At 49.8% G+C, this 19,589-nt stretch carries 15 protein-coding genes; 10 read left to right on the top strand and 5 right to left on the bottom strand.

The window, feature by feature from the left end:
* Positions 1–328: 328 nt before the first annotated feature.
* On the bottom strand, positions 329–982 hold the full coding sequence (locus L6H70_RS09820) for a GntR family transcriptional regulator (protein WP_236332317.1): 654 nt from the start codon (positions 980–982) through the stop codon (positions 329–331).
* Positions 983–1,217: 235 nt separating this feature from the next.
* On the opposite strand from L6H70_RS09820, the gene uxuA reads away from it, so the two are divergent.
* From uxuA to L6H70_RS09800, 4 genes are all read left to right on the top strand, one after another.
* Complete coding sequence (gene uxuA, locus L6H70_RS09815; protein ID WP_236332315.1) at positions 1,218–2,294, top strand: mannonate dehydratase; 1,077 nt, start codon at positions 1,218–1,220, stop codon at positions 2,292–2,294.
* A 1-nt stretch (position 2,295) separates the two neighbouring features.
* The gene (locus L6H70_RS09810; protein ID WP_236332313.1) at positions 2,296–3,906 is read left to right on the top strand and encodes a mannitol dehydrogenase family protein; all 1,611 of its coding nucleotides are present in this window, start codon (positions 2,296–2,298) and stop codon (positions 3,904–3,906) included.
* A gap of 14 nt (positions 3,907–3,920) precedes the next feature.
* Positions 3,921–5,324 (top strand): glucuronate isomerase, encoded by a 1,404-nt coding sequence (gene uxaC / locus L6H70_RS09805; protein ID WP_236332311.1) that lies wholly within the window; start codon positions 3,921–3,923, stop codon positions 5,322–5,324.
* A gap of 115 nt (positions 5,325–5,439) precedes the next feature.
* Entirely contained in the window at positions 5,440–5,730 is a 291-nt protein-coding gene (locus L6H70_RS09800) for a MazG nucleotide pyrophosphohydrolase domain-containing protein (protein WP_236332309.1), read from the top strand.
* Positions 5,731–5,755: 25 nt separating this feature from the next.
* On the opposite strand, the gene L6H70_RS09795 is transcribed toward L6H70_RS09800, so the two are convergent.
* Together L6H70_RS09795 and L6H70_RS09790 are read right to left on the bottom strand one after the other, a co-directional pair.
* Positions 5,756–5,962, bottom strand: coding sequence for a hypothetical protein (locus L6H70_RS09795; RefSeq protein ID WP_236332307.1), 207 nt, complete (start codon positions 5,960–5,962; stop codon positions 5,756–5,758).
* 170 nt (positions 5,963–6,132) lie between these two features.
* Positions 6,133–8,523: an ABC transporter ATP-binding protein/permease gene (locus L6H70_RS09790; RefSeq protein ID WP_236332304.1), complete on the bottom strand. Its 2,391-nt coding sequence runs from the start codon at positions 8,521–8,523 to the stop codon at positions 6,133–6,135.
* 212 nt (positions 8,524–8,735) lie between these two features.
* Here L6H70_RS09790 and L6H70_RS09785 point away from each other — a divergent pair, with 212 nt between their 5' ends.
* Positions 8,736–9,410 (top strand): response regulator transcription factor, encoded by a 675-nt coding sequence (locus L6H70_RS09785; RefSeq protein WP_236332302.1) that lies wholly within the window; start codon positions 8,736–8,738, stop codon positions 9,408–9,410.
* Complete coding sequence (locus L6H70_RS09780) at positions 9,407–10,456, top strand: HAMP domain-containing sensor histidine kinase (RefSeq protein WP_236332300.1); 1,050 nt, start codon at positions 9,407–9,409, stop codon at positions 10,454–10,456. The genes L6H70_RS09785 and L6H70_RS09780 overlap by 4 nt, the downstream gene beginning before the upstream one ends.
* A gap of 1 nt (position 10,457) precedes the next feature.
* On the opposite strand, the gene L6H70_RS09775 is transcribed toward L6H70_RS09780, so the two are convergent.
* Positions 10,458–12,281, bottom strand: a complete 1,824-nt coding sequence (locus L6H70_RS09775) for a sensor histidine kinase (protein WP_236332298.1) — start codon at positions 12,279–12,281, stop codon at positions 10,458–10,460.
* A 9-nt stretch (positions 12,282–12,290) separates the two neighbouring features.
* Positions 12,291–13,883 (bottom strand): response regulator transcription factor, encoded by a 1,593-nt coding sequence (locus tag L6H70_RS09770; protein WP_236332295.1) that lies wholly within the window; start codon positions 13,881–13,883, stop codon positions 12,291–12,293.
* A 212-nt stretch (positions 13,884–14,095) separates the two neighbouring features.
* Between L6H70_RS09770 and L6H70_RS09765 the strand changes: the two genes are divergently transcribed.
* The 4 genes from L6H70_RS09765 to L6H70_RS09750 all read left to right on the top strand — a co-directional run bounded on the left by L6H70_RS09765 (position 14,096) and on the right by L6H70_RS09750 (position 19,561).
* Positions 14,096–15,517 carry an ABC transporter substrate-binding protein gene (locus L6H70_RS09765; RefSeq protein WP_236332293.1) on the top strand — a complete coding sequence of 474 codons (1,422 nt, stop codon included), beginning with the start codon at positions 14,096–14,098 and terminating at the stop codon, positions 15,515–15,517.
* An 88-nt stretch (positions 15,518–15,605) separates the two neighbouring features.
* Positions 15,606–16,592 (top strand): carbohydrate ABC transporter permease, encoded by a 987-nt coding sequence (locus tag L6H70_RS09760; protein ID WP_236332291.1) that lies wholly within the window; start codon positions 15,606–15,608, stop codon positions 16,590–16,592.
* On the top strand, positions 16,589–17,422 hold the full coding sequence (locus tag L6H70_RS09755) for a carbohydrate ABC transporter permease (protein ID WP_236332289.1): 834 nt from the start codon (positions 16,589–16,591) through the stop codon (positions 17,420–17,422). Before L6H70_RS09760 ends, L6H70_RS09755 begins: the two co-directional genes overlap by 4 nt.
* 48 nt (positions 17,423–17,470) lie before the next feature.
* Positions 17,471–19,561, top strand: coding sequence for a CBM35 domain-containing protein (locus L6H70_RS09750; RefSeq protein WP_236332287.1), 2,091 nt, complete (start codon positions 17,471–17,473; stop codon positions 19,559–19,561).
* Positions 19,562–19,589 lie beyond the last annotated feature (28 nt).

Here is a 19,589-nt window from a genome sequence, read left to right as displayed (position 1 = left end):
AAACGCGGCCGTGGTACGAGATCAGAGGTAAAAGTACCTCTGATTCCGCAGAAACACGGCCATGGTACGAAATCAGAGGTAGAAGTACCTCTGATTCCGCAGAAACACGGCCGTGGTACGAAATCAGAGGTAAAAGTACCTCTGACTCCGCAGAAACACGGCCATGGTACGAAATCAGAGGTAGAAGTACCTCTGATTCCGCAGAAACGCCGCTCGCCCAAGCAAGACAAGCATGGCTGTCCGGCAGCCTATGCTTAAGGGGGGGGCAGTACATTCACCCGTCAGGGTGGTCTTGTTCAATTGTAGGCTTCCGAAGCTTAACGAATGCCTAGACCTTGATGTAGTCTGAGAAGTTCTCCTGCAGATAGAGTGAGTTAATGTCTTCGCGCAAATGGTGATGGATCAGCGCATCCAGCTTGTCCGTTTCCTGCCGGGTCATGTATTCAAGGATACGCTGATGCTCCGTTAAGATCTCCTCCAGCTTCTCCTGACGGAGCATGTGCAGCCGCCGGTATCTGACATAATGCACATTGGACTGCTGTATCAGATTCCACAGGAATTCCCGTCCGGCCAGCCGGAAAAGGGCGGCGTGGAACGCATCGTCCAGGTTGAGGAACTGCTCCGTGGCATCCACTTCATGGATCGCAGCCTTCTGCCTGTCGAGAATCTCCTTCAGCTCATGTACACCCTTCAGCACCAGATGGGCCGACAGGTATTTCATGATCTCTTTTTCCAGGACACTGCGCAAATAAATAATCTGTTCAACCGACTCCAGATCAATGAACGAAACCAGGTTGCCCTTCTTCGGATAGATATCAATATAGGATTCCAGACTGAGCTGTTTCAGCACATCGCGCAGCGGGGTCCGTGAAATCTGGAACCGTTCGGATAAAACAGTCTCACTAAGAATGGTGCCGGGCTTCAGTGTCAGGGTCAGAATTTCATGCTTGAGCGTCTTCATAATTTGTTCTTTGATCGACATTGTGTTTCGGCTCCATCATCCGTATTTTAAGTTCTAGTATACATCAATGCCCGCTGTGATAAAAGAAAACTTTCACGAGACAAGGCAATATTTTCGCTATATATCGATGGTGATATACGTTTTCAAAAGAAGTGTTGACAAAATTGTGTTGTTTATTTATGATCTACTCAAAACTTGTATACAAGATTTGTGGTATGTGCAATCATGGTTTATACATCCTAAGGAGGGTTTATCAATGAACATGACATGGAGATGGTACGGCGAAGGGAATGACAATATCACTCTGGACCATATCCGGCAAATTCCGGGCGTAATGGGCATTGTGTGGTCGCTGCATCATAAGGTGGCCGGCGAAGTGTGGGAGATGGAGGAAATCCAGAAGGTTGCAGATCAGATTACGGCCAAGGGCTTCAGCACCGCTGTAGTCGAGAGTGTTAACGTTCATGATGATATTAAGATCGGCCTGCCGTCCCGCGACAAATATATCGACATCTATATCGATACGATCCGCAAGCTGGCCAAAGTCGGCGTTAAAGTCATCTGCTACAACTTCATGCCGGTGTTCGACTGGACGCGTACGGAGCTGTACAAGGAGCTGCAGGACGGATCGAACGCCCTCTTTTATGAAAAGGCTGCCATTACCGATAATCCGCGCGAAATGGTTGACCGCATCCTCAAAGGCGCAGGCGAGTTCACGATGCCCGGCTGGGAGCCGGAGCGTCTGGAGAGGCTCGATGATCTGTTCGCTTCTTATGCCGATGTGACAGAAGATAAATTGTTCGAAAATCTGGTGTACTTCCTGGAGCGCATCATGCCGGTATGTGAGGAAGTGGATATCAAAATGGCCATCCACCCCGATGATCCGGCCTGGCCGATCTTTGGGCTGCCGCGTATCATCCGCAGCCGCGATACGATCCGCCGGATGCTGGATGCCGTAGACAGCCCGTACAACGGACTGACCTTCTGCACCGGTTCACTCGGCACGAATCCGGAGAATGATCTGCCGGCGATGATCCGCGAGTTCCATGACCGGATTTATTTTGCCCATATCCGGAATGTGAAGGTGTTTGACAACGGGGACTTCATCGAAGTATCCCACCGCGGGCGCGACGGCAGTGTCGATGTGGCTGAGGTAGTAAAGGCTTATCATGAGAGCGGGTTCACCGGCTATGTGCGCCCGGACCACGGACGTCACCTCTGGGGAGAAGAGAAGAACTGCCGTCCGGGCTATGGCCTCTACGACAGAGCGATGGGTATTATGTATCTGCTTGGCGTATGGGATAGCCTGGAGAATGTAAAGGAGGCGAAGTAACATGTTGCGCCTGACCCGATCCAGTATCCGGAATGAGGCGGCCTCCTGGGAGGCCGCCGGTGTTGAGCTTCCCAAGTTCGACTATGACACCGTAGCGAAGAACACGCTGGAGAAGCCGAAATGGGTACATTTCGGCGCAGGCAACATCTTCCGCGGGTTTGTGGCCAATGCCCACCAGAAGCTGCTGGACAGCGGGGCTGCGGACACCGGGATCATTGCGGCGGAGACGTTTGATTTTGAAATGATCGACAAAGTCTACAAGCCGTATGACAATTTGACCCTGCTGGTGCTGATGAATGCACGCGGCGACTTCCAGAAAAAAGTGGTCAGCAGCATCACGGAAGGCATCACTGCCGACAAAACCCTCGAAGCGGATGATCGGCGGCTGACGGAAATCTTTGAGAACCCGAGCCTGCAGATGGCCAGCTTCACGATCACGGAGAAGGGGTATTCCCTGACCGGACCAAACGGCCAGTATCTCGGCATTGTGGAGAAGGATATCGCCGGCGGACCCGAGCAGCCGATCCATGCGATGAGCATCGTGGCTGCCCTTGCATACAAGCGTTATCTGAAGGGTGCGTACCCGATGACTTTTGTCAGCATGGATAACTGCTCTCATAACGGGGATAAGCTCAAGAACGGGATTGTCACAATTGCCAAGGAATGGGCGGCAAAAGGTTCGGTGGAAGCAGGCTTCGTAGACTATCTGCTGAACGAGCAGCTGATCACCTTCCCGCTGTCGATGATCGACAAAATCACGCCGCGCCCGTCGGAAACGGTGCAGGCAGCGCTGCTTGAACAGGGGATTGGTGAGATGGAGGTGATTGTCACCTCCAAGAATACCTATACTGCCCCGTTTGTAAACGCTGAGATCAGTGAATATCTGGTCATTGAAGACAAGTTCACGAACGGCCGTCCTCCGCTTGAGCAGGCGGGCATTATTTTCACCGACCGGGATACCGTCAATAAGGTGGAGACGATGAAGGTGACCACCTGTCTTAATCCGCTGCATACCGCACTCGCCGTGTCGGGCTGTCTGCTCAGCTATACACTGATTGCCGATGAGATGAAGGACGATACGCTGCGCAAATTTGTGGAAATCATCGGCTACACGGAAGGGCTGCCGGTAGTTGTGGATCCGGGCATCCTTAGTCCGAAGCAGTTCCTGGATGAGGTGCTGCAGGAGCGCTTCGCCAATCCGTTTATTCCCGACACACCGCAGCGGATTGCAACCGACACCTCGCAGAAGGTCGGCATCCGCTTTGGAGAAACGATTAAATCGTATATCCGCAGAGAGGATCTGGATCCGGCCGGGCTGACAGCCATTCCGCTGGCGATTGCCGTCTGGTGCCGCTATCTGCTTGGCGTGGATGATGAAGGGAATGCCTTCACGCTCAGTCCTGACCCGCTGCTTGAAACTTTGCAGGGGCATCTGCAGGGTGTTGTTCTGGGAGACACATATACCCATGTGCGGGCAATTCTGCAGGATGAACAGCTGTTTGGCGTGAAGCTCTATGACATCGGCCTGGGCGATAAGATTGAGGGTATGTTCTACGAGCTGCTGGCCGGACCGGGAGCGGTAAGACGCACACTGGAGAAGTATCTGAAATAAGGGGACATGAGCAAATGAAGGCACTGATTCATGAGGATTTTCTGCTGCAGTCTGAGGAAGCCCGGATACTCTATCATGAGTTCGCCAAGGACTTGCCGATTATAGACTACCACTGCCATCTTGATCCGCAGGCCATCGCTGAAGATAAACGGTTCAACAGCATCACTGAGGTCTGGCTGGGCGGGGATCATTATAAATGGCGCGCGCTGAGAACGTTCGGCGTGGAGGAGAACTATATAACCGGTCCGGCTTCAGATGAAGAAAAGTTCGCCAAGTGGAGCGAGGTTCTTCCTTTTACCGTGGGCAATCCGCTGTTTCACTGGTCGGCCTTGGAGCTGAAGCGCTATTTTGGCGTGGAGGAACAGCTGAATTCCCAGAACTGGCGGGAAATCTATGAGCATTGCAATACGCTGATTGCAGATAAGGGCTTCTCCGCACAGGGACTGATCACACGCTCCAATGTGAAATGGATCTGCACCACAGATGATCCTGTCGACGATCTGCGTTATCACGGGCAGATTTCCGGGCAGCAGGCGTTCAAAACCGGCGTCACGCCAACTTTCCGTCCGGATAAGGCGCTGCTGATTGAAGCAGAGACCTTCCCTGGGTATGTCTCCAGTCTGGAGCAGGTGGCAGGGTACCCGATTACCAGCTTCGCACTGATGGAACGTGCCTTGCTGGAGCGGATTGAATATTTCCACCGTCAGGGCTGCATGATTTCCGACCACGGGTTCTCGCATCTGCCGTATGAAGAAGCTCCGGCCTCAGTCCTCGAAGACATCTTCAGCAGACGTCTGGGCGGTGACAACCTCAGCAGGCTGGAATGTGACCAATACGCGACTGCGCTGCTGCTGGCCATGGGCCGGAAATACGCTGCACACGGCTGGACCATGCAGCTGCATATCGGGGCAATCCGAAATCCGAATACACGCAGATTCCGTGAGCTGGGGCCGGATACAGGCTTCGATACCATTGGCGACAACAGCTATGCCGACCGGTTATATAAGCTGCTCGACGGGCTTGACCGGACCGGCGAACTGCCCAAGACGATCATTTACAATCTGAATGCGGCACAGAATGATGTGCTGGCAGCGATGATTGGTTCTTTTCAGGGCGACGGCATCAAGGGCAAAATCCAGTTCGGCTCCGGCTGGTGGTACAACGACCAGAAGGACGGCATGATCAAGCAGCTGACATCCCTGTCGAATCTTGGTCTGCTCAGCTGCTTTGTAGGCATGCTGACGGATTCCAGATCGTTTCTATCCTACACGCGCCACGAGTATTTCCGCCGTATTCTGTGCAACCTGATCGGAGGCTGGGTCGTGAACGGCGAAGCGCCAAGGGATCTGCCTTTCCTGGGCCGAATCGTACAGGATATCTGTTTTCATAATGCTGACCGTTATTTTGAATTAGGCTGATTGTCCGTTATCCTTATAGGAGCAGGGCCCGTATTTTCGGGCTCTGCGTTTTTTTGTCTAGTAGAGGATGTATAATGAGATTCGAAGATTAAAGAACTCATGAGGAGCGGAAGGAATGAACGCATCAGAATTTCAGCAGTATGTTAGAGCATTTAGTGAAGTGAAGGGCTTTGATACGAGTACCATAGAGCAGCGGATGTTATACTTGATGACTGAGGTCGGCGAATTAGCCAAGGAAGTGCTGTCCGTGTCCTTTCATCCCGATGCGGAACGAAAAGCGAACCTGGGCTACGAGATGTACGATGTCGTGTGGAATATTTTTGATCTGGCCAATAAGCTGGACATTGATCTGGAGAAAGCGTTTAGCGAGAAGAAAGGGATTAATGACCTCAGAAATTGGGATTAGGGAAAAATCACCCGGTTACCGGCGATTAATAGGTTCGCCGGATCACCGGGTTTTTCCGTCTGAAAAGATAAACTGCATTCTCATTTGAGGGAGGAACCATAAGCGCAGACAACCGCTCGCTGAGCTCCATCGTGAACAGGTCAGCATTATGGTAGGCTTCGAAATCTCCGGTATAGGCAGAGCTTCTTGTTCCGATGACGATATAGAGATTCACGGAATCCGTTTTGAACACATGTTTTTCATACGGATTTTTGGGAACAGGCCAAGAGCACAGCACCACTTCGGAAATTTCTCATTTATGTGCTCCAATATATCGTTTTTTATTCATTATAATGAAAAAAAGGGGCCGGTCCAAGACCGGCTCCTTCATAACTAACTATATTCCGCTGTTCACAAGGTAACTTATTCGCTGCGCAGTGCAACCACCGGATCTTTTTTTGCTGCGAATTTGGCAGGGATGAATCCGCCCAGCATGGTCAGTCCGACGCTGAGTACCACGAGTCCGAAGGCATGCAGCGGATTCAGCTGGGCCACATTCGACAGGTCGGTAATCGACTTGAGGATGATGTTGACGGGAATGGTCAGCAGATAAGCGATCCCGATGCCCAGCAGTCCCGAGAGCGAACCGATAATGCAGGTCTCGGCATTGAAGACACGCGTAATATCCTTTTTGCGTGCACCCAAGGCGCGGAGTACACCGATTTCTTTGGTCCGTTCAAGCACGGAGATGTAGGTGATGATCCCGATCATAATCAGGGATACGACCAGCGAGATGGAGGCAAAGGCGATCAGCACCATGGTAATTCCGTCCATAATGCCGCTGGAGAGACTGGTGACCATCTCAGCTAAATCGGTGTAGACAATCATTTCTTTGTCGCTGCGGCCTTCATTCCATTGATCCAGATACTTCACGATGCCCTCTTTAGCTTCAAAATCTTTAGGATATAAAGAGATTGAAGATGGAGTAGCTACAGCACCCAGGGCGGCAAGCGTATCTTCCTTGGACACTGAGCTGCCTGGATCCGAGCTTGCGCTGGAGTTGCCCATACTGAAGCTCATGCCCATACCCATACCGCTGCCCATGCCGCTGACCTGTGAGAATACCTTCCCGGTAAGCACGTTGACCTGCTCCTGCTGTTCCTGGGCTTTGACAATGGAGGAATTCTTCGCATTGGTTATAAACTCTTCCGCCAGACTGTCAGAGTAGGCGATTCCCGCCGACATGGTGGACATTGGGGAATCCTGCTGCTTGCGGATGATTCCAGAAATTTTCAACGTGACGGCATTGCCGCTGTTGTACATTGCACTCAGATTGGCAGCATTGCCGTTTAGCTTAAACATGCCGTCAGATTCGATATAGTAATCATCGTTATAGATCAGCTTGAACTCCCGGCCGACAATATCATCGAAGCTGATGTTAGCTGCTTTATAATCGAGGCCGAGGGCTTCGAGAATGCTTTGGCTCATCCGGTTATATTCATCAACGACCATAACGAGGTCCGTAGACTTCTCCGGCAGGCTTCCGGCCAGCAGATCATAGTAATCAGCAAGATAGCTGCCTTCAACACCGGCGGGTTTGTCGGGATACGAGGTAAAGTTCAGACTAGCTGTATCGACGGGGACGGCGGTCTCGCCATCGGACCTAAGGATATTCATGTTGACCTTGCGGCTGTAGGATACGCCGTCCAGCAGGGCAGGATCGATACCGTCCAGATACTTCAGATACTCTTCACTTAGCACATTCGTATGCATAACCGTGTTGGCGGATGGATCATAAGGGTAGATTTCACCCGCACTGGTGAATTCTTTCCACTTTTTGTCTTTCTTTCCGGCATCTTCCGATGGCCGGCTGGACAGATCAATGCTGGCAGCCGATTCATTGATGGTCACCGGGAAATTGGATAAGGCGCCGGATTCATAGCTGCTGATCTGCTTGTCGAACCCGTTCGAGAGCGACAGAATCAACGCAATACCGATAATGCCGATGCTGGAGGCGAAGGCGGTGAGAGCCGTTCTCCATTTTTTGGTGGAGATATTTTTGCCGGATAATTTGAGGGCGGTAAAATAGCTCATTGCCGTCTTTTTCAGCTGATAATTGGTATTCTCCTGAATCTCGTCAGGGGGATTGCTGTCCGAAATGACCTTTCCATCTCTGAACTGTACGATCCGGTCGGCATAAGTCTCGGCCAGCTCCGGATTGTGGGTGACCATGACAACCAGCTTATCCTTGGCAATCTCTTTGATTAGCTCCATAATCTGTTCGCTGGTTACCGTATCCAGTGCACCGGTCGGCTCATCGGCGAGAATAATGTCGGGATCATTAGCCAGTGCTCTGGCGATGGCAACACGCTGCATCTGGCCTCCAGATAGCTGGCCGGGCTTTTTGTGGATATGCTCCTTAAGTCCGACCTTCTCCAGCGCTTCTACAGCCTTGCGGTGTTTGACTTCGGCACTCACGCCGCTTAAGGTCATGCCCATTTCCACATTGTCTGTAATGCTCAGGTGGGAGATCAGATTATAGCTCTGAAAAATAAAGCCCACACTGTTATTGCGGTAAGCATCCCAGTCACTGTCCTTGAAATGTTTGGTCGAGGTTCCGTTAATAATCAGGTCCCCGTTGTCATACTGGTCAAGCCCGCCGATCAAATTCAGACAGGTTGTTTTGCCGGAACCGCTGGGTCCGAGAATCGCCACAAACTCGTTTTTTCTGAAGTCCAGACTGACATCATTTAAGGCAATTTGCGTGAAACTGCCCGTTGTATAACTTTTAGAAATGTTTTTCAATTGCAGCATACCGTACTCTCATCCTCTCTTAATCCATCCATCTCTCTTGTGTGTGCAAAGCGTAACATACGATTATGAACTGAACATCAACTCGTACAGCCTGGCAGCCGGGGAGCTGCCTATGTATAGTAAGTGTTACGCTCTCCGTTCATAATGGGTTCATAAAGTTGTTGTACAATGTTATAAGGATTACCGAACCTTGAGGGAACGCAGGTGGAGAAATGATCAACATTCTTGTAGTAGAGGACAACGATAAGCTGCGGCAGCTGATCGGCACGGTGCTTACCAAACACGGGTATAACCCGGTGGTGGCAGTGGATGGACAACATGCGCTGGAGCTGCTGGATACACATTATATTGATTTGATTATCTCGGATATTATGATGCCAAACGTGGACGGATATGAACTGATCCAAAGGCTGAGAGAGGCAGGCTATAATACTCCGGTGCTGATGGTTACCGCAAAAGAAAGCTTCAAGGACAAGCAGCGCGGGTATCTGGCCGGCACGGATGATTATATGGTGAAGCCGATTGATGTGAACGAGATGATTTTGCGGGTCGGGGCACTGCTGCGACGGGCACAGATTGCGAATGAACGCAGGCTGGTAATCGGGGAGGTCATACTGGATTCAGATTCCATTACGGTCTACCGCGGGGAGAAAAGCCTGCTGCTGCCCCAAAAGGAGTTCTACCTTCTATACAAGCTGCTGTCCTACCCGAACAAAATCTTTACCCGCCAGCAGCTGATGGACGAGATCTGGGGGATGGACTCAGAAACGGATGCGCGAACTGTAGATGTGCATATCAACAGGCTGCGTGAACGCTTCAAGGACTGTCCTGAATTCGAGATTGTTACCGTCCGGGGATTAGGGTATAAGGCGGTGAAACGCTGTTGATCAGACCGAGAAAAATACGCAATCTGTGGGGGACGCTGGTTCTAATGGTGTTCTTGATTATGCTGAGCGCGGCGCTATTAATGGCACTGATGAGCTTTTTGATCGTACATTCGGGAATTATTGATGTGGGCCGGTTCAATATCTTTTGGCCGATTTCCTTCGTAATGGTTGCCAGCATCTTGATCGGGACGGTTATAACTGCGATTTCTGGACGTAAAATCCTGACCCCGATCATCGATCTCAGTGAAGCCGCCAAGCAGGTTGCCAAAGGAGATTTCAGCATTAGAGTTGCGCATGAGGATCATAGAGTCGATGTGCTTGGGGAGATGGCCGTCAATTTCAACCGTATGGTGCATGAGCTGGGCGGCATTGAGACACTGCGCAATGATTTTATCGTTAATGTCTCGCATGAATTCAAGACCCCGATTGCGGCGATTGAGGGTTATGCCACCTTAATGCAGGATCATGATCTTTCACCGAAGGAACGCCAGGAATACAGCCGTCTGATCATTGAGAGCACGAGGCAGCTGTCCTCACTGTCCAGTAACATCCTGAAGCTGTCCAAGCTGGAGAATCAGGAATTCATCGTGGACAAAAGCCATTTCGGCCTTGATGAGCAAATCCGCCAGGCCCTGCTGCTGCTGGAAGCCCAGTGGAATGACAAAGATATCAATCTGGACCTCAACCTTGAACCTGTCGTGTTCTATGGCAACGAGGATCTGCTGATGCAGGTATGGCTGAATTTACTTGGGAATGCTATTAAATTTACGGACAGCGGAGGGGAAATTACCGTCGATCTCTCCACAACAGGCCATGCCGTTACTGTGACAATCACAGATTCCGGTATCGGTATGACAGAGGAAGTAATGAAGCATATCTTCGTGAAATTCTATCAGGGGGATCAATCGCGGTCGGCCGAAGGCAACGGCCTCGGGCTGCCGCTGGTCCGGCGTATTGTGGAGCTGTGCGGAGGAGGAATTTCGGTTGAGAGCACGCCGGGGGAAGGCTCGGTATTTGCGATTACCTTCCCCTTTGGGGGGTGCTAGTTTATTGATATGGCAGACTTATCGTTACGGAAGTTCCTTGTCCCAGGACACTTCTGACTTCGACTCCATATAAGCCGCCGTAAATTATCCGGATACGGTTCTGAACATTGAGCATTCCCACCGAGCTGCCCGAATAATGCTGAATTTCCTGCAGCTTCTCTGCTGCAATACCATCTCCATTGTCTTCAATGATGAACCGCCGCGTATTATTGTCTATTTCTGTACGAATGACGAGCTTTCCGGTACGCTTGATTCTGAAACTGTGTACAAATACGTTCTCGACAAAGGGCTGCATAAGAAATTTAGGCACTGTCGTGGACAGGATCCGTTGATCCATCTCCAGCTGAATCTCTACTTTTCCTTCAAACCGCTTGGACATTAAGTAGATATACCCTTCAAGATAAGCGAAATCCTCTGCAAACAGGACCAGATCCTTGTTGTTCTTCACCGTATACTTCAGCATGCGTGACAGGCTGATAATCATCTCACTCAGCTCATCCTGATTGTTCTCCAAGGCAACCATGCTGATCATATTGAGTGTGTTATACATAAAATGCGGATCCAGCTGAAGGTTGAGGGCTGTAATTTCCGCATCCTTTTCCTTAAGCTTGATTTCATAATTCTCCTCAATTAACGTGCCGATTCGTTCATTCATGAGGTTGAAGTTATGGATCAGAATACGGATTTCCTTTGTGCCTATAGCCGGTAGTTTGACCTCGAAATCACCTTTCCCGGTGCGGTTAACCGCTCTGGTAATCCGCCGGATGGGGTTGGTAATACGTCCGGCAATCCAGTAGGACGCAACTGCCGCGATGATGAGAATAAAGACTGCCCAGTATAAAAGTGTGGAGCGCATCGCCCCGATAATCGTACCTGCGAGCTGCTCCTGAGGAAAGGCAATGAGTGAGATCCAGCCGGTTACGTCAGAGGTGTCATAACAGACAATCATTTTCCTGCCGGCTATTTCAATGGTGCCGAAGCCGTTTTCCGTCTTCATGATCTGGGAGAGCCATGGAGCATTTAATGTGGACGATAATTCCTCCACACCATCAGAACTGGATATTACGGTGCCTTCCCGGCTGAGAACCATGTAATAGCTGCCTTCGATCGGTATACTCTCCTCCAGCAGATTTTTGAAGAAATCCTCTTTGAAATTAACAAGCAGTACAGGAGCTTCAACCCCTTCAGGAAAGGTGTAGTAGACACTCCCATTTATGATTGCCCCGTCAAGCATCTCTGCGGCGGAGAACATATACTCATAGTCAGTTTTTATATTGTCTAGATACTGGATGTGGAACATTTCCGCGAATTTGTAGGTAGGAATCCACATGATTTTGCCTTTGGCCGCTTCGGCGGTTTGATAAATCCGAGAGGCTTTCAGTGCATCTGCGGGAATGAAGCTTTTTCCGTATTCTCCACTGTAGAATGTGGTTGGCCCGAAAGTATAATAGCTTGTAGCCAGCTGTACAGAATAGATATCCTGGGAGTGGGAGAAGTATTTCTTGATGATATCGCTCACAATATGGTCAAGCTTCAGAATATCCTCATCATTGCCCGGAAGGATTGTGCCAAAAGCTTCATACAGTTCTTTATCATTAGAGAAGGCGACGATATTCTGCCCGATCAAAGACAATTTGGTGTCGATGATGTCATTGTTCTTCTTTACAATTTGATAGGCATTTTGTTCGGCAATATCCGTAACGACGGCTGTGCTTATGACATAGTATCGGTACCCGAATATACCCAAGGTCATCGTGATCAGGAGGATGAACAAAGCGATAAACTGGGTGCGGAGACTTATATTTTTGAGGAATTGAATTTTCATAGTCCGTGTCTACTCCAGTTTCTGAATGCGTTTATATTTATTGGGAGAGACACCTGTTTCTTTCTTGAATGTTTTGTTGAAGTATGCGGCATCCCGATAACCGACACATAATGCTATTTCATTCATTTTTTTGTCTGTGCTAAGAATCAGTTTCTTGGCCTCGTCTATCCGTACCTTTTGCACATACTCCGAAAACCCGATTTCGGCGATGGATTTGAACAAGGTGCTGAAATAAGAAGGGTGAAAATGATACCTTCCCGAAACCTCTTCCAGCGAGATGTCCTTATTATAATTTTGAGTGATATATTGGATACACTGGGTGATCACAACCTGCTGCTGAGTTTTAGAATGACGGTGGAACAGCCTGTGTACTTTTAGTAAAAAGGTGAGCAGGATTGGCCGTATTTCGGTATATTCCCGGCAGTTATACAGCTGCAATTTCAGCTCTGCCATCCATGTCCGGCAATCCTCGTCCTCCAGTTGGTTTCTGACCGGTTTAACTGCCTGCAGCATAAAGCCGTACCACTCGTCTTTTAGCAGCACAGGGTCGCACTTGTGGTCCTTTAGCTTGTCAAGGTGCCCGCCGACAAGTTTCTGCAGAGCATAGTCGTCCTGCTCATTCAGTGCATTCATAAATAAGGAAAATTCCTCTTTAAACGGAAAACGGGAGCTGAAATGAAGCGGACTATCGTCCGCCATTATTACTTTGCGCTGCCCTCCATAGAAGAGGGCCGACAGTGCCGAATGAGCCTGCTTGAACGAATAAGCAGCGTCAACCAGCAGATCCTGTACTACGGGACCTGCCGCGATAGCTATGTTAAGCCCGGATTCCGGGCTGTTCATGCTGGATAAACGGTCGAAAATGGGGAGCAGTTTGTTGATCCCTTCCGCAGATTCACAGAAGTACGGGAGGACGAGCAGGCGGCTGTCTTCCTCCAGACGGAATACGCAAAGCTGGTCAGAAGGATCGAACTGCTGCAGGATGGACTCCCGCAAAGCGCAACTTGCTTCTATTGTCTCTGATTCACTGAGAGCCAATTTGTTGTGCAGCGCAAACAGGATAATGGCACCCCTAGCGCTAGCATTGTGTAGTCTCGCGCGGACTTCCGACAATTCCCCGCTGTCGGCCCGCAGATGAATCCACTGGTTCATCAAATAATACTCATAGACAGGAGCGGTGGCAGCAAGCTGACGCTGGTCGGTAAGCAGCTTCTGGCTGGAGTGCTGCTCTTCCAGCAGAAGAGCTTCCAGACGTTCCAGCAGCACAGTCAGTTCAGGTTTACCTATAGGCTTAAGCAAATAATCAAAAGCCTGAAAGCGCAGAGCCTGAACGGCGTATTCGAATTCGTCATAGCCGGTCAGCATTACTATTTTGGGCGTCGGGGTTAATTTCGAGAGGATTTCAATCAGGGCGATGCCGCTGAGATGAGGCATATTGATATCGCTTATAAGGATATCAACTTTGTCTCTGCGGATGATATCCAGTGCCTCGTCCCCGTCATAGGCTTCCATTACGGTATAGGCGGGCTTTAACTGCCGGATCACTGCAACAAGCGCTTTGACCTGTCTGGGCTCGTCATCAACAACCAATATTGTAAACATGGGCCACCCCCAAGTGCTCCTAATTAATTTATGTAACCGGATACATTTGCTATTATAGCATAGAAGATCCGGTGCCCGGGGACGTTCGGTAAGCAAGCTAAAAAAGTGCAATAACCTTAAAATGTTACAAGTTATGCTTACGATACGTCATTTATAATTCAATCATGAATAGCGGTAGCGCTTTCAAAGTAAATGAATTCAGGGGGGCAAGCATGAAAAAGTCTAAAAGCAAACAGCTGTTGTCCATGATGAGCATCGTATTAATTCTAGGTCTTTTGTCCGCAGGCTGTGGGGGCAATGAGAAAGAACCGGCGGCAGTGAACAACTCTGCAGCTGGCAGTGCCAGTCCGACGGCTGCAGAAGAGCATGAGCCTGTGAAACTTAAATTTACGTATTGGGGAAGTGCAGACGAGAAGAAGGCTATCGAAAATGCAACCGCCAAATTTACGGAAAAGTATCCCTGGATTACCGTTGAGGATGTACAGATTCCAAATTCGGACTATAACACGAAGCTGACAGCAATGGCAGCAGCGAATGATATGCCCGACACCGGGTACATGACCGGAGACCTGGGAGATACCTGGGCGAAGCAAGGCAAGTTTGTCAATTTGTTTGAGATGTTTGCCAAGGACAATGAGCTGAAGAAGGAGGATTTCCTGGATACGATCTGGTATAAACAGTCCCCGGATAACGCCTGGGGCATCAGCACAGCCGGTGAAACGTTTGGGCTGTTCTATCGAAAGGATCTTTTGGAAAAGGCCGGGGTGGAAACCCCTCCAACTACAGCAGAAACGGCTTGGACCTGGGATCAATTTGTAGAAGCCGCGAAGAAGCTGACGCTGGACAAAAAGGGCAGGAATGCAGCTGATCCGGACTTTGATTCTAAGAGCATCAAACAGTACGGTGTCACCTTTGAAACATGGAATGAGCCGCTGAATAATTTCATTTACAGTAATGGCGGCGACTGGGTCTCGGAAGACGGCAAAGAGTTCACTCTGAACAAACCGGAAGCCGCCGAGGCCATCCAGAAATTAGCTGACCTGATTAATGTATATCACGTGGCCCCATCTCCGCTCGCAGCAAAGTCGCTTCCTGCCATGAATGTTGCACTCCAGTCGGGAATAACAGCGATGGCCATCGGTGGTCAATGGATGAACCTTGATCTCGGCAACGCCAAAGTCAATTATGATATCGGCGTCCTGCCGAAGCTGAAGAAGAGTCTGACTGTCGGTCTGAGCGGGGCGACTGTATTCTTTAAGGATTCCAAACACCCGGAAGAAGCCTGGATGCTCTTCAAGTGGATGTCTAATCCGGATGGTGCAATTGAACTGTATTCCAGCGGTTTGTGGATGCCGACGATGAAGGAATGGTACACCAATCCCGACCTGGTGGCTAAATGGGTCGATGCGAATCCGGCAGCCCATCCCCCAGGATTCAAGGAAGCCATGATGAATCAGTTCCTGAACCACTCGGTGCCGGGGTCAACCTATTATCTGAAAAACTATGCCAAAGTGAACACAGCCGTCATCTCGGCTCTGGACTCCGTATGGCTGGGTAAAAAGACGGCGCAGGATGCTCTAAATGAAATTGCGCCGAAAGTCCAGCCTGATATCCAAGGCAGATACGATAAATAAAGAGGATACGGCCGATTGAAGGAGCATCCGAAGCTTATCAGAGGCTCCTTCAAGAAAGCTTCCCATTCATAGGAGGGTGAGAGAGAGTATGTCTACTGCAGTTCAGCTGGATTGGGAGAAGACGCAGATGGATGCCCAGCGCCAGGCCAGGAAAAAAAGGATGAAAAACTTAAGGACCGGACTTTTATTTACTTCACCGGTGCTGCTCGGGTATTCCATTTTTATCGTAGTTCCGCTGGTGATTACTTTTGTGCTCAGCTTTACGGATTATTCGATTGGAGCGCCGATGCATTTTATTGGCTGGAGCAACTTTACGGATATGTTCTCGGGAAGAGACATGTTTTTCTATCCTGCCGTCAAAGCCACCTTTTATTATGTATTCGTTAGTGTTCCTGTGGGCATCGTTTTCGCATTTTTTGTAGCGGTTCTGCTAAATCAGAAAATTAAGGCGAGAGCTTTTTTCAGGGGGGTCTTTTATTTACCGGTCATCATTCCGATTGCTTCGGCGGGGATTATCTGGATGTGGATGCTGCAGCCTGATTTCGGTGTGGTGAATTATATGCTCCAGACACTTCATTTGCCAACTTCATTATGGCTTGCTTCTGATAACACGGTAATTCCAACATTGATATTGTTCAGCCTTTGGAATTCCGGGAGCATGATTGTGATCTTTCTGGCAGGGCTGCAGGGGATTCCGGCCCATCTTTACGAGGCACTTGAGGTGGACGGGGGAAATGCCTGGCACAAGCTTCGTTATATCACCATCCCTATGAGCTCACCGATTATTTTTTTTAACACGGTTATGGGTTTTATCAATGCTTTCCAGACCTTTGTGCAGCCTATGGTCATGACCAGCGGTAATTCGGGCAGCGGCGCAGCGGCGATGGGCGGACCGGATAATGCCAGCCTGCTCTATGTACTGTATCTGTTCCAGAATGCATTCCGCTTCTCAAAAATGGGGGCGGCCAGCGCTAATGCAGTACTGCTTTTTATTGTTACCTTAATTTTTACCTTTTTGATTTTCCGGTTCTCCAAATCCTTTGTTCACTATGAAGGAGATGGCAAAAGATCATGACCAAACAGAGACGCACAACAAAAATACTGCTCTATCTGCTGCTGATCAGCGGCACAATCTTTGCGCTGTTCCCGTTTTATTGGATGCTTCGTACGGCACTCGTGGGCAGTGATCTGATCTTCGAAATTACGCCGACCTTCTTTCCAAAGCATCTGGAATTTCACAATTTCCGCGATGCACTGCAGGCACAGCCGTTTGACCGTTTTTTCCTGAACAGCAGTATAGTAACGGTGGCCAATATTGTCGGTGTACTGCTCAGCAGCTCGCTGTGTGCCTATGGTTTTTCCAGAGTGGATTGGCCCGGCCGTGACCGGGTGTTCGGGGTAATGCTCACAGCGCTGATGCTGCCGTTTGCGGTTGTGATGATTCCGCAGTTTATCGGCTGGAGAACGCTGCATTTGACGGATACACTGGCACCGCTGATTATTCCGGCTTATTTCGGCGGAGGATTGTTCAACATCTTTCTACTGCGTCAGTTCTATATGGGCATCCCCCGGGATTTGGATGAAGCCGCATTTATGGATGGGGCCAATCATTTCACTGTATTCCGGAGGATCATTATGCCGCTTAGCTCCCAATCGATGATTGTGGTCGGTCTGTTTACTTTCCTGAACAACTGGAATGACTATTTAGCGCCGATGATCTACCTGTCCTCTGAGAAAAACTATACGTTAATGCTTGGACTTACTCTGTTTCAGGGAGCGTATTCATCCCAGTGGAATCTGATGATGGCGGCGGTATCGCTTGTTGTGCTCCCGTCCCTGATCATATTCCTGTTCGCCCAGAAATACTTTATTCAGGGCATTGCCATGACCGGTGTAAAGGGGTAATTTATCCGTCACTGACTGTTGTTCAATCATAGTATGGGAGGTTAGGATTTGAAAAAGAAACTGCTCAGCCTGCTCAGCGTGTCCCTGCTGCTGTTGTCCCTGCCAGTAATGCCAGCCAGTGCCGCCATACCGGCAACATTCACTGTAGATTTGGCCAATCAGTACCGTTCGGTGACACATGTGGCATCAGGTTCTTTGTATGGTCTTGCTGGAGAAGGGCGGCCCTCCGACAGCCTGATCGCTCCGACTAAGCCCAAAATGTTTACACAAATGGCTCCGAACGGCGGGCAGCTGCCGAATGGAGAGACTGTACCGATTGGAGACGCTCTGAAGGTGGCCCCCATAGCGGCGCGAAACGGAGCGGCTGTCACCATCCGGATGCCAGATATTTACTCGAACTTCCCTTATCAATGGTTGAGCTGGGCGGATTGGTACAGCAAGGTAGACACAATGGTTAATGCCAGATTAGCCTCCGGTGCGACCAATATTTATGGATACGAACTGTGGAATGAACCGGACTGGACCTGGAAGAGTGCAGCCGGAACGTTCCTGGATGGCTGGAAGAACACCTATTTACGGGTAAAGACCCTTGATACTGCAACGAAAACGATCGGTCCAAGCTATTCCCGCTATGAAGAATCCTGGATGAGGAATTTCCTGACCTACGCCAAGGCCAATAATGTGCTTCCGGATATTATCAGCTGGCATGAGCTTGGCAATACGGTTGCGGATACCTGGACTATCAAAGCCCATATTGCAGCTTACCGGCAAATCGAGCTGGATCTGGGCATTTCTCCAAGACCGATCAGTATTAATGAGTATGGGGTGCCGAATGAAGAAGGTGTTCCCGGCGGGATGGTCCGCTATTTTGCCCAGTTTGAACGGGAAGGGGTAGATACGGCCACAGCGGCTTTCTGGTTCCGACCCGGCCGGTTGAGCAATATTGTTACGGATGCAGGAACGGCAAACGGCGGATGGTGGCTTTATAAGTGGTACGGTGATATGTCCGGGCAGATGGCAATGACGACTCCAGTATCAACAAGCTCGCTGGCTTTGGATGGCATTGCCAGTGTCGACAATGCAAAGGGTACCGTACATGTAGTCTTCGGAGGCGGCAGCGGCGATCATACAATAGTAATCAAAGGGTTTGGCAGTGTATCCAAGTTCTCCGGTAATGCCCACGTGAAGCTGGAAGCCACGCCGTGGTTGGGAGTGGACACTGCTGTCTCCTCACCGGCAAGCGTATTTGAAGGTGATTATGCCATAACAAATGGTCAAATTAATGTACCGGTCACCAAAATGAATGCTTCCTGGGGTTATCACTTGACGATTACTCCTGCAGCCGGTTCAAATAACAACTTGTATGAAGCAGAAAATGCCACGGTGAACCGGGCCAATCTTTTCAGCAATGCCAGTGCCTCGAACGGAAAATATATCGGACAAATCGATTATAACGACAGTTATGTTCAATTTACAGTCAATGCAGCGGCAGCAGGCGTGTACAATCTTGATGTCCGTTATGCCAACGGAACCAACGCCAACTCCAATCAATCCCTGTCAGTCAACGGCGGGACGGTTGCAACCTTAACCTACCCAGTGACGGGCGGCTGGTTATCGGCTGGACACGTGGGTACATTGTCCACGAGCGTCAGCCTAAATGCAGGCAGCAACACGATCCGATTCACCAAGGGAGCCAGCGGATATACCGAGCTTGACTATATTCAGCTGATGCCAAAACCGGCCTATAAAGAAAGAGTCGAGGCTGAAAAAGCGGAGATTAATCAGGCTGCAGTCCATGATGGCGGTTATGCCTCGGAAGCCAGGTATGTTGGCGGGATTGATTATGCCGACAGCTATGTACAGTTTACTGTAAATGCCCCGTCAGCCGGAACGTATACGATGGATGTCGGGTATGCCAACGGCACTACAGGGAACTCTACACACTACCTCTCGATTAACGGAGGCGCTGCGAGTATCGTAACCTATGCTGCAACCGGGGGCTGGATCAATGCTGTTCCGAACATCGGATATCGCAAAATACTCACGCTAACCGTAACACTCCAAGCTGGAGCGAATACGATCCGGTTCACCAAAGGAGCGGCAGGATACGCCGAACTCGATTACATCGAAGTCAGGTAATAAGCTAGCTTAGTCCTCTATTGCGCGG

The organism is Paenibacillus auburnensis (assembly GCF_927798115.1).
Lineage (GTDB): Bacteria > Bacillota > Bacilli > Paenibacillales > Paenibacillaceae > Paenibacillus_AQ > Paenibacillus_AQ auburnensis.
The sequence above is the reverse complement of the archived record's forward strand: the minus strand, read 5'-3'. Positions and strand labels throughout refer to the sequence as shown.